The 14,689-nt window shown below is 28.2% G+C and carries 14 protein-coding genes; 13 read left to right on the top strand and 1 reads right to left on the bottom strand.

Annotated features, from left to right (window positions below):
• Window positions 1–213: 213 nt before the first annotated feature.
• Window positions 214–801 (top strand): rubrerythrin, encoded by a 588-nt coding sequence (gene rbr / locus CM240_RS02030; protein ID WP_044036036.1) that lies wholly within the window; start codon window positions 214–216, stop codon window positions 799–801.
• 11 nt (window positions 802–812) lie between these two features.
• Window positions 813–1,430 (top strand): superoxide dismutase, encoded by a 618-nt coding sequence (locus CM240_RS02035; RefSeq protein ID WP_044036037.1) that lies wholly within the window; start codon window positions 813–815, stop codon window positions 1,428–1,430.
• Between the two features lie 81 nt (window positions 1,431–1,511).
• Here the strand turns inward: CM240_RS02035 and CM240_RS02040 are convergent, their stop codons facing one another.
• Complete coding sequence (locus tag CM240_RS02040) at window positions 1,512–2,231, bottom strand: tRNA 2-thiocytidine biosynthesis TtcA family protein (RefSeq protein ID WP_044036039.1); 720 nt, start codon at window positions 2,229–2,231, stop codon at window positions 1,512–1,514.
• Between the two features lie 61 nt (window positions 2,232–2,292).
• Between CM240_RS02040 and CM240_RS02045 the strand changes: the two genes are divergently transcribed.
• The 11 genes from CM240_RS02045 to CM240_RS02095 all read left to right on the top strand — a co-directional run bounded on the left by CM240_RS02045 (window position 2,293) and on the right by CM240_RS02095 (window position 14,582).
• Window positions 2,293–2,673 carry a VOC family protein gene (locus CM240_RS02045; RefSeq protein ID WP_044036040.1) on the top strand — a complete coding sequence of 127 codons (381 nt, stop codon included), beginning with the start codon at window positions 2,293–2,295 and terminating at the stop codon, window positions 2,671–2,673.
• Between the two features lie 347 nt (window positions 2,674–3,020).
• The gene (locus CM240_RS02050) at window positions 3,021–4,913 is read left to right on the top strand and encodes an alpha-amylase family glycosyl hydrolase (protein WP_044036041.1); all 1,893 of its coding nucleotides are present in this window, start codon (window positions 3,021–3,023) and stop codon (window positions 4,911–4,913) included.
• A gap of 208 nt (window positions 4,914–5,121) precedes the next feature.
• Complete coding sequence (locus CM240_RS02055; RefSeq protein WP_044036043.1) at window positions 5,122–6,495, top strand: citrate/2-methylcitrate synthase; 1,374 nt, start codon at window positions 5,122–5,124, stop codon at window positions 6,493–6,495.
• Between the two features lie 252 nt (window positions 6,496–6,747).
• Window positions 6,748–7,512, top strand: a complete 765-nt coding sequence (locus CM240_RS02060) for a potassium channel family protein (RefSeq protein ID WP_044036049.1) — start codon at window positions 6,748–6,750, stop codon at window positions 7,510–7,512.
• Between the two features lie 109 nt (window positions 7,513–7,621).
• On the top strand, window positions 7,622–8,518 hold the full coding sequence (locus tag CM240_RS02065) for a D-alanine--D-alanine ligase (protein ID WP_044036050.1): 897 nt from the start codon (window positions 7,622–7,624) through the stop codon (window positions 8,516–8,518).
• Window positions 8,519–8,530: 12 nt separating this feature from the next.
• Complete coding sequence (locus CM240_RS02070) at window positions 8,531–9,985, top strand: aminotransferase-like domain-containing protein (protein WP_044036051.1); 1,455 nt, start codon at window positions 8,531–8,533, stop codon at window positions 9,983–9,985.
• Between the two features lie 122 nt (window positions 9,986–10,107).
• Window positions 10,108–10,944 carry a pyridoxamine kinase gene (locus CM240_RS02075; protein ID WP_044036053.1) on the top strand — a complete coding sequence of 279 codons (837 nt, stop codon included), beginning with the start codon at window positions 10,108–10,110 and terminating at the stop codon, window positions 10,942–10,944.
• A gap of 10 nt (window positions 10,945–10,954) precedes the next feature.
• On the top strand, window positions 10,955–11,596 hold the full coding sequence (locus CM240_RS02080) for a TIGR04100 family radical SAM protein (RefSeq protein ID WP_044036054.1): 642 nt from the start codon (window positions 10,955–10,957) through the stop codon (window positions 11,594–11,596).
• A 140-nt stretch (window positions 11,597–11,736) separates the two neighbouring features.
• A complete protein-coding gene (gpmA, locus tag CM240_RS02085) occupies window positions 11,737–12,468 on the top strand; it encodes a 2,3-diphosphoglycerate-dependent phosphoglycerate mutase (protein ID WP_044036055.1) in 732 nt (243 codons plus the stop codon).
• Window positions 12,469–12,614: 146 nt separating this feature from the next.
• Window positions 12,615–13,574: a CAP domain-containing protein gene (locus tag CM240_RS16680; RefSeq protein ID WP_051483638.1), complete on the top strand. Its 960-nt coding sequence runs from the start codon at window positions 12,615–12,617 to the stop codon at window positions 13,572–13,574.
• A 156-nt stretch (window positions 13,575–13,730) separates the two neighbouring features.
• Window positions 13,731–14,582 carry a CAP domain-containing protein gene (locus tag CM240_RS02095; RefSeq protein ID WP_051483639.1) on the top strand — a complete coding sequence of 284 codons (852 nt, stop codon included), beginning with the start codon at window positions 13,731–13,733 and terminating at the stop codon, window positions 14,580–14,582.
• The last annotated feature ends 107 nt before the right edge of the window (window positions 14,583–14,689 follow it).

The following is a 14,689-nucleotide window of genomic DNA, read 5'->3' on the forward strand; positions in this document are numbered from 1 at the left end:
CTAACTTATAGGATAATAAGTTTATTTAGATAAAGTGGTTTACTATATAGGGTTTCCTGTATGGTAAACCACTTTATGTTCATGTAAATTATGTATTATTTAACAAATTGTTAAATAAAAAGGAAAAACATATATATTTTTTATAAAAGGTGTAATATATATATAACCTAACATAAATATATATATTAGGGAATAATATTAGGAAGTGATGTTATGAAGAGTTTAAGAGGTAGTAAAACTGCAGAGAATCTACTAAAATCTTTTGCAGGAGAATCACAAGCAAGGATGAGATATACGTATTATTCTAGTGCGGCAAAGAAAGCAGGTTATGTTCAAATTTCAAAAATATTTATGGAAACTGCAGAGCAAGAAAAGGAACATGCAAAAAGATTCTATAAATTTTTAAAGGAAGATTATGTAGATGAAGAAATAGAGATAACTGCAAGTTTTCCAGTAGCACTTCATGAAGATACAATGAAAAATCTAGAGTCAGCAGCAATGGGAGAAAATGAAGAGTGGACTAAGTTATATCCTGAATTTGCACAAGTAGCAGAGGAAGAAGGATATCCAACTATTGCTAAGGCTTATAGGGAGATAATGAAAGTTGAAAAAGGTCATGAAATCAGATATAAGAAATTAGCAGATAATATTAAAAATGATAGAGTATTTAAGAGAGACGAAGTAGTATTATGGAAATGTAATAATTGTGGATATATTTATGAAGGAGAAGAAGCTCCAAAAGCATGTCCAGCTTGCTTACATCCACAAGGATATTTTGAGTTATTATCAGAAAATTATTAGGAGTGAATAATATGAAATATGATAAAATAAGTTTGCCATATAAGTTTAGCGACTTAGAACCTCATATAGATGCTGAAACTGTAAATATACATTACTCAAAGCATTTACAAACATATGTTAATAATCTTAATACTATAGTAGAAAATAATCCATCTTTTTTTGTTGGTAAGACGCTAGAAGAAGTTTTATCAGATGTAAATAATATACCAGAGGAGATAAAGTTACCAGTAATAAATCAAGGTGGCGGAGTATTTAATCATAATTTGTATTTTTCAATATTATCACCTACTGCCAAGTTATTACCAGAAGGAGAATTATTAAAAGATATAAATGATACATTTGGTAGTGTTGATAAATTAAAGGAGCAAATTTCCAATGCATCTATAGGGCATTTTGGATCAGGATATGGATGGCTTGTTATAAATAAATATGGCGTTTTGCAAGTTATGAGAATGTCAAATCAAGATAATCCTTTGAGTATCGGGGCTAAACCTATATTAACAATAGATGTATGGGAACATGCTTATTATTTGAAATATAAAAATGTAAGAGCAGACTATGTAAAAAATATATGGAATATTATTGATTGGTCTGTTGTAGAAAAATTATATAACAAGTATAAAGCATAAAATTACTATATATAATAGATTGTAATTTTATAAAAAAGGAAGTGGCTATATACTGGTACTACAGTATCATAGCCACTTTTATTATTTTATTAAATCTTTATTCCAGATAAAAAGTTGTTCTGGATTGTTTAATGCTCCAAATATATTTCTTTTGAAACCAGGAATACGTTCGTTTAATTCATTTATTAATTCTTTTACATCTTGTCTTTTAGTTTTTCCATCAGCAGGACACGGATTTTTTATAATAGGTAAATTATATTTTTTTGCAATATTTTTTATGGAGCCTTCTGATATATAGACCATGGGACGTATTAATGTAATGGTGTTCTTATCCATAAATGTTTTTGGAGAAAAACAATTTATACGTCCTTCATAACTTAATGATAGAATTAAGGTTTCTATAGCGTCATCTTTATGATGTCCTAAAGCAACTTTATTACATCCAAGTTCTTCAGCAGTATTATTAAGTATACCACGTCTAAGTTTTGCACATAGAGAACAAGGATTTTTTTCCTTTTTTAAATCAAAGACAATTTCTTTTATATCAGTTTGTATTTCGTAAAAAGGAACATCTAGTTCTTTACATAGAGAATGAAGAGGACCGTTGTCTACTCCACCAGGATTAAGAGTTATTGCTATAAGGTCAAATTTTTCTGGAGAAAATTTTTTATATAAATTTAAAAGATGAAGAAGAGTTAAGCTATCTTTACCGCCAGAAAGTCCCACAGCTATTTTATCTCCATCTTCTATTAAGTTGAAATCATTTATCGCTTGCCTCATTTTACTAAGAAGTTTTTGCACAATATCACCTCGTATTTTATTATAATATATATTAATAATAATTAAAAATGGAGTGAAACAAATGATAAATAAAATAGGAAAGATAACTTTATATGTAAACAATCAAGAAGAAGCTAAAGAATTTTGGACAAAGAAAATGAATTTTGTTGTAAAAGCAGAAAATCCTATGGGACCTAATATGACATGGTTAGAAGTAGGGCCAAGTGAAAGTGAATTTACTACTTTTATTTTATATAATAAAGAGTTGATGAAAACACAAAATCCTGAAGCTGTAGCTCATCCATCCATTATTTTAAGTACGGATAATATAGAGGATACTTATAAGAATATGAAAGAAAATGGTGTTGAAGTAGAGGATATTATGAAGATGCCATATGGAAGTATGTTTTCTTTTAAAGATCAAGATGGAAATAGATACTTGATTCGTGAAGATAAGATTTAGTTAATGAAAAAGATGCGATAGGTAATTGCATCTTTTTATAATTAAGGGGATTTTTATGCAAATAAATTAGTTATTTTTTGTCTTATGCAAAAAAAGAATGGCTTGGGAAAGACCATTCTTTTATATTAAAAAGGAAAATGATAAAAAAAAACAAAGTATTATTAACTACAACTATAATATAACAATAATATATGACAAATATATGACAAATATAAGAATTTTATATGAAGTTGGAGAAAAACTATAATTCTTGATGTTTAACAGTAAAGATAATATTAAATTTATGAATTTTAAATAATTGACAAAGAATAAGTATAAATTAATAATGGATTAAGAGGGGTGATTTTATGGAAAAATGGTTAGAAAGTGTATATAGTGATGGATCAAAGTTTTTTGTTAGCAATCCATTGCCTAAAAAGGGTGAGACGATAAAAATTTTAATAAGGATGTATGATACTTCGCCAGTTAAAGCTGTTATGTTAAGAACTAAGTTAAATGGTATAGAGACTGTATTGGATATGAAGAAGGAATTTGTAGAGAAAGGTCTTGTTTACTATTCTGCAGAAATAACTGTCTATGAAGATGTATTACATTATCATTTTTATATTGTAACTGAAGATAAGATATATTTTTATAATCAAAAAGAAATCATAGATTACATGCCAGCAGAAACATATGATTTTAAAATCCTAATAGATTATAATCAGCCAAGTTGGGTAAAAAGATCTGTGTTCTATCAAATATTTCCGGAACGTTTTTTTAATGGTAACACTGAAAATGATGTAAAAACAGGAGAATATTATTTTGATGGATATCCTGCTGTAAAGATAGAGGATTGGAATGCCGAGCCAAAGGAATATGAGGAAAGTCATTGTCTTGATTTTTATGGTGGAGATTTAGAAGGTGTTAAAGAAAAAATTCCTTATTTAAAAGAGTTAGGGGTAAATGCTATATATATGAATCCAATATTTTATGCAGCTACAGTTCACAAATATGACTGTTTAGATTATTTTACTGTAGATCCTCATTTTGGTGGAGACAAAGCTTTCGAAGAATTAATGGATGAATTACATAAAAATAATATGAAGTTGATGTTAGATGTATCAATAAATCATACTGGAACTGCAAATCGTTGGTTTAATAAAGAAGGAACTTTTTTTGATAAAAGTGAAGGAGCATATAATAATACAGATTCTAAAGAAAGATGTTATTACTTTTTTAATGAAGATAATAGCTATAAGGCATGGTTTGACGTGGAAACATTGCCTACTTTAAATTACACATCTGAAGAGTTAAGAAATATTATTTATAAAGGAGAAAATTCTTTAGTAAAGAAATGGCTAAAGCCACCGTATAGTATTGATGGTTGGAGATTTGATGTAGCAGATACTATGGCTAGAAATAATGAAATACAATTACATCATAAAGTATGGCCAGAGATTAGAAAAAGCATAAAAGAAGAAAAGCCTGACGCTTATATTATAGGTGAGGATTGGAGCGATCATAATGAATTTTTAAATGGTGATGAATGGGATTCAGCAATGAATTATTTTGGATTTGGAAGACCGCTTAGAAGTTTCTTAGGAGAAACAGACTTTTTTATGATGAGAAATCCTAATCTTTCAAAGATAAAACCTAAGATTACAGCTAAAAATTTTGCAAGTAGAATAAAGGAACATTTATGTAGGTTACCATTTGTAATACAAGAAAATCAATTTAATCTTTTTGATAGTCATGATATATCAAGACTTCATAATAATAAAGAAATAAGTTTTGAAGAATATCGTGGTGCTGTTATTATGTTATTTACAATGATAGGTACAGCTAATATATATTATGGGGATGAAGCAGGAATTGATGGAAGATTATATACCAATGAAGGTTGTAGATATCCAATGCCTTGGGATAAGGATATAAAATCAACGGAGTACTATAAATTATATTCTAAACTAGCACATTTGAAGACTAGTGAAGAAGCACTTCAAGATGGTGGATTTAAGGTACTTTCTGATGAAGATTATGTATTTGTTTATGCAAGATTTAGCAAAGAGGATGTATTTATAGTTGTCTTCTCTGCTGATGATATGGATAGAAAAGTAAAAATACCTGTAAGAATTTTTGGTAAAAGCCCAGAGATTAAATCTACAGATATATTTGGAACAGAGCTAAACTTTATTGTAGAAAAAGAAGACATTTATTTAAAAGTAAAAGCTCATACTAGTTATTTAATTAAGTTATAGTAATAGAAATTACAGTAAATCAGGGCACGGTTATAAACGAAAAGTACATTGAAAATTGTGTCCTGATTATGATATTTTTTTGTTCTTAAATAAAAATTTACAAATTATAAATAAAAAGAGATTTCAGAATTTTTGTAATATATGTTAAAATAGATATATTACACAATATTTGTTTAATACTATTTTTATTTAAGAAAGGGGAGGGGCTATGGCAACAGTAACAGAAATAAATTTCTCTGAAATCACACCAGCAATAAAAAGATTAAAAGATGTATGTGTTAAAAATAGTACAATAGAACAAAGTCTATATATAGAGCATAAAGTTAATAGAGGACTAAGAGATATAAATGGTAAAGGAGTTCTTACTGGATTAACGGAAATCTCTGAAATATGCTCTAAGAAGGTTATAGATGGTAAAGAAGTTCCGTGTGATGGAAAGCTTTTCTATAGAGGTATAAATATAGAGAGCTTAGTAAGTGGGTTTGTAAAAGAAAAGAGATTTGGATTTGAAGAAGTTGCATATTTGCTTATACTGGGGGACTTGCCTACTAGAGAACAATTAAATGATTTTACAGATATATTAGCAGGGTATAGAAGTCTACCAACTTCTTTTGTTAGGGATATTATAATGAAAGCACCTAGCTTTGATATGATGAATACTCTTGCTAGAAGCGTCCTAACATTATATTCTTATGATGAAAAAGCTGATGATACTTCTATAGACAATGTATTACGTCAATGTTTGCAACTTATAGCGGTATTTCCATTACTATCAGTATATGGATATCAAACTTATGATCACTATTATAATGGAAATAGTCTAATTATTCATACTCCACGAACAGATTTATCTACAGCTGAAAATATTTTATACATGTTAAGGCCAGATAGTAAATATACAGAGTTGGAAGCAAGAATTTTAGATGTAGCATTAGTATTGCATGCAGAACATGGTGGTGGTAATAATTCAACATTTACTACTCATGTAGTTTCATCTTCAGGAACAGATACGTATTCTGCTATTGCCGCTGCATTAGGATCTTTAAAGGGGCCTAAGCATGGCGGAGCAAATATAAAGGTAGTAAAAATGTTCAATGATATGAAGGAAAAAATATCAAATTGGAATGATGAGGATGAAATTAGAAGCTACTTAAAAGCATTATTACACAAAGAGGCTTTTGATAAATCTGGACTTATTTATGGGATGGGACATGCAGTTTACTCTTTATCAGATCCTCGTGCAAATATATTTAAGAAGTTTGTAAAGAATCTATCAGAGGAAAAAGGTAGGACAGAAGAATATAATTTATATTCTTTAGTTGAAAAATTAGCACCTGAAGTTATAGCAGAAGAAAGAAAAACTTATAAAGGTGTTAGTGCAAATATAGATTTTTATAGTGGATTTGTTTATAGCATGTTAGACTTACCATTAGAATTATATACACCTATTTTTGCTATGGCACGCATCGCTGGATGGAGTGCTCATAGAATTGAAGAATTAATAAATACGGATAAGATTATTCGTCCTGCATATATGAATGTTAAAGAACAAAGAGAATATGTAGATTTAAATAACAGATAATTAAAAAAACAAATTAAATATTATAATGATAGGAGCTATTGCACAATATATTAATCTGGTGCTTTAAGCTCCTTTTTTTAGTGGCAAATTATTTTATTTTAGAGGTGTTAGGTATTATATGACTCTATATATAAATCTATTATATTTAAGTGTTGTTTTTTGAGTATGATACATGAATTGTATTGTGTTAATTAAAGTCATACTATGATAAAATTACAAGTGTGAATATTTGTAATATTTTAGGGGTGAGTTATGAGAGATCTAGAATTTACTGATAATGAGAAAATTGAGTGGATATATGATGGAATAGCAGGAGTTATGGCTGTTATAGCAGTTATAGTCGTAATGTTACAGTTTTCAAATAATTTATCACCAAAGGTTAATAGGGGTGTTAATATTATTGATGGAGCTATTTATTTTATTTTCTTAAGTGATTATTTGATGAGATTGTTAACAAGTAAGAATAAAAAAAGATTTTTTAAACATAATGTAGTAGATACAATAGCTATATTTCCATTTATGTTATTTATGGAATCTAATTTTGGAAGTGTATTTAAATTAGTTAGGGTAGTTACATATGTATTAAGATTAGTTGGAAATATAAAAGAAGTATTATTTACTAATGGATTTATATATGCATTAGGGTCTACAGTTCTTATAACATTTATAGGATCACTAGGGATATATGTTTTTGAGCGTGGAACAGAAAACATATCAAATTATGGTGATGCATTATGGTGGAGTTTTGTTACTGTTACAACTGTTGGATATGGAGATATAAGTCCATCAAGTGGAGTAGGGCGGTTTATAGCATGTATATTGATGATAACCGGTATAGGTTTTTTAAGTATGCTTACTAGCACCATATCGACATTTTTCTTTTCAAAGATATATAAGAGAAAAGAAAAGAAGATTAAGGAAAAGGATAAAGTTATTATTGATTTATCTGATTTATCAGAGGAGAAGAGAAAGAGTATTCTTAGTTATTACAAATTTTTAAAAGAAAATGATATATAAGATTATTAAGAAAGAACCACATTATATAGAAATTAATATAATGGTGGCTCTTATTTTATTTTTTGAAACTAATATAATAAAAATATAACTAAGAAGTGAGGTAGAAAAAATGAGAATTGGTGTATTAATGGGTGGAGTTTCATCTGAAAGGGAGATTTCTTTAAAATCTGGTGAAGAAGTTATAAATAATTTAGATAAAGAAAAATATAAAGTAATTCCTATAATAATTAATTCAAAAAAAGATGTTATTAATAAGGTTAAAGATATAGATTTTGCTTTTATAGCATTACATGGTGCATTTGGTGAAGATGGTACTGTACAAGGAATATTAGAGACTATGGGTATTCCATATAGTGGATGTGGAGTTCTTTCAAGCTCAATAGCAATGAATAAGGATTTATGTAAAAGAGTTATGTTATCAGAAAAAATAGATACAGCCCAATGGTTTATAGCTGGAAGTTTAAAGGAAATTAATTATTATGGAATAAGAAAAATGGGATATCCTGTTTTTGTTAAGCCTAATAATGGAGGTTCTAGTGTAGCTACAACTCTTGTAGAGCGTGAAGAAGACTTAGAAGATGCTGTTAAGGAAGCATTAAAGTATGATAATGAAGTTATTATTGAAAAATATATTAACGGAATAGAGATAACATCATTTGTATTAAATGGTGAAGTTATGCCTACAATTTCTATACAAAGTAATGGTAAAAACTTTTTTGATTATTCATCAAAGTACGACGAAGGTGGTGCAGATGAAAAAATATTAAGATTAAATAGTCATTTGCAAAAAAAAGTTGACAGAATATCACATAAAATATGGAAAGTGTTAAGATGTAAGGGATATATAAGAATTGACATGATATTACAAGATAGAATACCATATGTATTAGAAGTAAATACATTACCGGGGTTAACTAGGTCAAGTCTTATCCCTAAAAGTGCTATGGAAAAAGGAATTGATTTCCCTAGTTTATTAGATAAGATGATAGAGTATTCCCTTGATTAAAAAGGAGTAAAAATGTTTCTTTCTAATAAAAATTTTAATGACAATGAGCCTATATATATTCAAATTGAAAATTATATAAAAGGAATTATAGATAAGAATTTGCTTGCACAAAACTCAAAGTTACCAGCTACAAGAGAAATGGCAAAGTTATTAGGTGTAAGTAGAAATTCAGTAATTACGGCATATGAAAATCTTGAGGCAGAAGGAGTTCTATACACTATTAAAGGCAAAGGAACTTTTATTAGTAGTAGAAATATAGATTCATCAGTTAAGTGGCATGTATCTTGGAAAGATTATATTAATGATTATGCAGTGAAGGCTAGCGAATTAGATATAGTAAAAAGTGAGATTCCATGGAGTAAAGATCTTATATCATTTAAAAGTATTTCACCAGAAGGGGAGCTTTTTAATATAGAAGAGATTAAGAGGGCTTTTTTAAATACAATATCTAAAGAAAATCATAAGATATTAAATTATGGTTATGCAAAAGGATATAAACCACTTATGGAATATATATTGGAATATACAAAAAATAAAGGAATAGATGTAACTAATAAAGATATAATAGTAACTAACGGATTTACAGAGGGATTAGATATATTACTGACCTCATGCATCAAAAAAGGAGATAAGATAATATGTGAAAATCCTACACATAATACAGCAATAAAAATGATGAGAGTTCATGGAGTAGATATTGTTCCTGTAAAAGTAAATGAAGATGGTATTGATATAGTAGAGTTAGAAGAAGAATTAAAGAAAGGTGGAGTTAAATTTGGATATTTAATTCCATCTTATCATAATCCAACAGGTATAGTTATTAGTGCTGAAAAAAGATATTGTGTGTATGAGACTTTCAAAAAGTATAATGTTCCAATAATTGAAGATGGATTTAATGAAGAATTGATGCATAATAGTAGTCATATATCTCCTATAGCTGCTCTTGATAAAGATGCAAATGCAGTAATTTATATATCAAGTTTTTCAAAAATATTATTTCCAGGAGTTAGAATAGGATGGATTATAGCTGATAAAGGATTAATTAATACTTTTGAGAGTGTTAAGAGATGCAAAAATATACATACTTCATTTTTAGATCAGGGAATATTATATGAGTATTTATGTAGCGGGACTTTTAAAAAAGATATAAAAAAAATTCGACGTATCTACAGAGAAAAATATAATTTTGCTCTTAGATGTGTAAAAGAATATATAAAGCCTTCATTTATATGGGGAGAAGGAAGTCTTCATATTTATATAGGTATAGAAAATATAAATTCTAGAGAACTTCTCGCAAAGTGTTATGAAAAAGGAGTTATTTTTATGCCTGGAGATGTTTTTTCTGTAGATAGTAGTTGTGATAATACTTTAAGATTAGGATTATCTAGATTGTCGTTAGATGAGATAGAAAAAGGTATAAAAGTTATAGGAAAATGTGTTGAAGAGTTAAAAAATGGAGATACGTAATATAAATAAATTAGTTATAGCAACATTTAAACCATTACTTACATTTAAAGGGTAACGGTACAATTGATTTAAGCAACAGTTTGGATTATAATGTAATAATTAGAAATGAGGTGTTTAAAGCTATGACTCTAGAAAAACAAAAGAAGATTGCTATAGTAAATGATATGACTGGATTTGGAAGATGTTCTATAGCAGCACAATTACCAATAATATCTGCTATGAAGATTCAATGCTGTCCGTTGCCTACAGCAATTTTATCTGCACATACAGGTTTTCCTAGTTTCTTCTTTGATGATTATACTTCTAAGATGAAGGAGTATATGAATAATTGGAAAGAGTTAAATATTAATTTCGATGGTATAGCTACGGGATTTTTAGGATCAAAAGAACAAATTGATGTAGTTGTTGAGTTTATGGAAAAGTTTAAAGATAATAATACTATAGTAGTTGTTGATCCTGTAATGGGTGATTATGGAGAGTTATATGCAACGTATACTAAAGAGATGTGTAATGAAATGAAAAAATTACTAAAGTATGCAGATATAATAACTCCTAATCTGACAGAAGCTTGTAGACTTATAGACATAGAGTATCCAAAGAAACAATTAAACGAAGAAGAGTTGGAAAATATAGCTAAAACTCTTTGTGAAATGGGACCTAAAAAGGTTGTAATAACAGGACTTCAATATGATGGAGAAATACAAAACTTTATTTATGAAAAAGAAAATGGATATAATATTATTAATGTAAAGAAAATAGGTGAAGATAGATCTGGTACAGGAGATGTTTTTACAGCAATTATAATAGCTAGTGTTGTAAGGGGAATTTCACTAGTAAAAGCAGTAGAAAAAGCAACAAAATTTATAAGTAAAACTATTAAATATACAGCGGAGTTAAACACTCCAGTTACTGATGGACTATGCTTTGAAGAATATTTAACAGAATTAAAAGAATCTTAGGGGGATATATATGGTTATATTATATACAGCTAAAAATGGAGAATATACAAGCCTTCAAGGGCAAAGTAATATTAAAGATAATGTTTATGTTAATTTAACTAATCGTTGTCCAGCAGCATGTACTTTTTGTTTGAGGAATACAAAGGAAATGGCAGAGTCAAATAGTTTATGGTTAAAGAGAGAACCTACAAGAGAAGAAATTATATCAGAATTTGATAAATATGATTTAAGTAAATGTAATGAAATTATTTTTTGTGGTTTTGGTGAACCTATGGAAAGAGTTTATGATATAGTTGAAATTGCTTCATATATAAAGAGAAAATACAAAGATATGCATATTCGAATAAATACTAATGGATTAGCTAATTTAATTCATGAAAAAGATATTACACCATTACTTAAAGGGTCCATAGATACAGTTTCAATAAGCTTAAATGCATCTAATGCTGAAGAGTATTATAAAATAACTCGTAATAAGTTTGGTATAAAATCTTATGATGAGATGTTAAAGTTTGCAGTAGAATGTAAAAAATATGTACCTAATGTTGTAATGACCGTAGTTGATTGTATTGGTGAAGAAGAGATAGAATCATGTAGAAGAGTATGTAATGAAATAGGATTACCATTAAGGGTACGTCCATTTGAAGAATAGTAAAATCTTAAAAAGCTGTTACGTAAGACTGAAGTATATTATGTAACAGCTTTTTAATTTTATTTAAAAATAAAGAAAAATGTATATCTATTTAATACAGTTTTCATACTAACATTGTATAGAAAGGTAGGAGAGTTAAAATGAAAAAATTAGTTTTAATTAGGCATGGTGAAAGTCTTTGGAATTTAGAAAATAAGTTTACTGGATGGACAGATGTAGATTTATCAGAAAATGGACTTAGGGAAGCTAGGATGGCAGGTAAGATACTTAAGGAGAATGGATTTCAGTTTGATATAGCATATACATCTGTTTTAAAAAGAGCTATAAGAACATTGTGGATAGTATTACATGAGATGGATTTAATGTGGATACCGGTATACAAGTCTTGGAAGCTTAATGAGAGACATTATGGAGCTTTACAAGGGCTAAATAAGGAAAAGACTATAGAGAAGTATGGGGAAGAACAAGTTCATAAGTGGAGAAGATTTGTAGATGTAAGACCACCAGAGCTAACAAAGGACGATCCAAGATATCCGGGACATGAGTTTAAGTATCATGATTTAAATGAAAGTGATTTGCCCCTTACTGAAAATTTAGCTGATACAGAAAAAAGAGTTTTACAAGAGTGGAATGAAAATATAGTGCCGAATTTAAAGAATAATAAAAGAATTATTATTTCAGCACATGGTAATACATTAAGAGCTTTAGTACGGTATTTAGATAATATATCTAGTGATGGAATTGCAGATTTAAATATACCTACAGGTACACCTTTGGTATATGAATTAGATGATGATTTGAAACCTATAAGGAGCTATTATTTATCTTTAGATGGAAAATTATCAAAAGATGTGATGCCTAAGCATATATAAATTTAATAGGGATATTGCAGGAATTTAACTGCAATATCCCTATTGAATTTTAGTTTTATGGCAAAAACAAACAAAATGTTGAAAAATTCGTCAAAATACCTTATAATTGTATATATTTACAAAATACGACCTTATGAGGTGAAAATATGAAAGATAAGAATAAGATTAACACAACTAAAGAAAATACTAAAATGGATATAGATGATACTATTGAACTTTCTATAACAGGAGTATTGGATGAAATTGAAAGAGTTAATAAAGAAGAATTTGAAGAAAGTGATAATATAGAATTTAGAGAAAAAGAGATAAAATCTTCTAAGAGAACTAAAAAGATATTAGTAGCTGTTGTGGCGTTTATAGTTATTATATCCTCTAGCGCAATGGCAATAGCGGTATTAGGTAAAAATAAAGCAGAAGCTAAAAATAAGAAGGATAATAAAATAGTTAGTAAGGTAGATAAAAATGAAAAGGAAACTACTGATGTTGAAGAAAAAGATGAAGAAGATCCTAAGGTTGAAGAAGAAACAAAAGAGTCAGAGGTTACAGAAGATAAAGTTGAAGACAATAACGAAACAGAAGAAAAGAATGATACAGTAATAGAAAGTAAAGTACAGGAGGTAAAAAAGACAGAAGTTAGTAACACTGCTACAAAGGCTGTGGAAACAGAGAAAGTGAATACTACTGTGATGCCAGAAGGAGAAAACTTTTTATCAGAAGTAGAAAATATAGTGTATCAAAAAATTAATGAAGAAAGAAGTAAAGCTGGAATTCAAAATTTAACTAATAGTGAAAGAATAAAAAAATATGCAAGAGTAAAAGTTAAAGATATGGCAGATAATGGATACTTGGCTAGTAAGGATTTAAATGGAAACTTAATTACCGTATATATGAGGAATGATGGTATAACTTATGGTAGCTGGGGTGAAAATATAGGTTATGTTACATATGATTCAGATCCAACAGCTTTAGCAGAAAAATTTATAGGTAATTTTATGAACTCAACTAGTAATAAAGATAAAATTTTATCTACTACTTATTCAGAAGTTGGGATAGGAATATATAAGTCAGGGGATAGAGTTTATATCGCTCAAGAATTTATAAGATAAAATATAATGAAACTTTATAAAAATATAAAAAATTACAATGAATTGTATAAAAACAGGAAAAATTTAATATAATAACTACTTTATAAAATAAATTACTGTAGTATAATAGTATATATAATAAATTTGTACATAAATAAGGCTTTGAATGGTGAAAATATGAAAAAAATAATTACTACAGTGTTATTTGCATTATCAATTTCTATAATAGTATCGGTATCTTTAGGTATATTATCTGGCATTACATACTTTTCTGAAGAAGAAATTGCTGTTGAACCTATAGAAAGTAAACAAGATATAGTAGCATTATTAGTAGAGGAATATAATGAAAATTCTAAGTTCTATAATAAAAAAGATATAGAAGAAAAGAATGACAATGAAATAGAGGAAACTAATATAAATACTGCAGAAGATAAATCAGATATACAAAAAGAAAGTAATACAGCTGATAGTGATGAAGAAAAAAAAGATAGCAATGAAAATGTACAAGCTGTTATTGCAGAAGCGAATAATAAAGCATCCAATGAAAATGAGAATGTAAATACTCCTACAGTTACTGTAGAAGAAAATACCGTAACTGAAGTTTCTCAAGAGCCAATTAGTAATAATTTTTTTGCAAATATAGAAGGTATTATTTTGCAAAGGGTAAATGAAGAAAGAGCTAAAGAAGGGCTTACTGCTTTAACATATAGTAGTACAATGAGAAAATATGCTAGAATAAAATCTATGGATATGGGTGAGAGAGGATATTTTGAGCATAGGGACCCTGAAGGGCGTTTAATGAGTGATATAATTAAGAAAGATGGAATTAAATATAAAGCTTGGGGAGAAAATATAGCATATATAGGTGGAATGACAGATGAAACTGCTATAGCTGAAAGGTTTGTGAATAATTGGATGAACTCTTCAAGTCATAGAGCTAACATATTATGTGATAGATTCTCAGAAATTGGTATAGGTGTATATAAAATAGGAAATAGATTTTATGCTACACAAGAATTTTTTAATTAAATATACTAGTAATTATAGCCAATGAATAAAATGGAATAGTTCCTGTAAAGCAAGTGATAGCCTAAATATCACTTGCTTTATTTTATTGCAATAAAAGTAAAAAAAAT

This window comes from Clostridium bornimense, assembly GCF_000577895.1.
Taxonomy (GTDB): domain Bacteria; phylum Bacillota; class Clostridia; order Clostridiales; family Clostridiaceae; genus Clostridium_AN; species Clostridium_AN bornimense.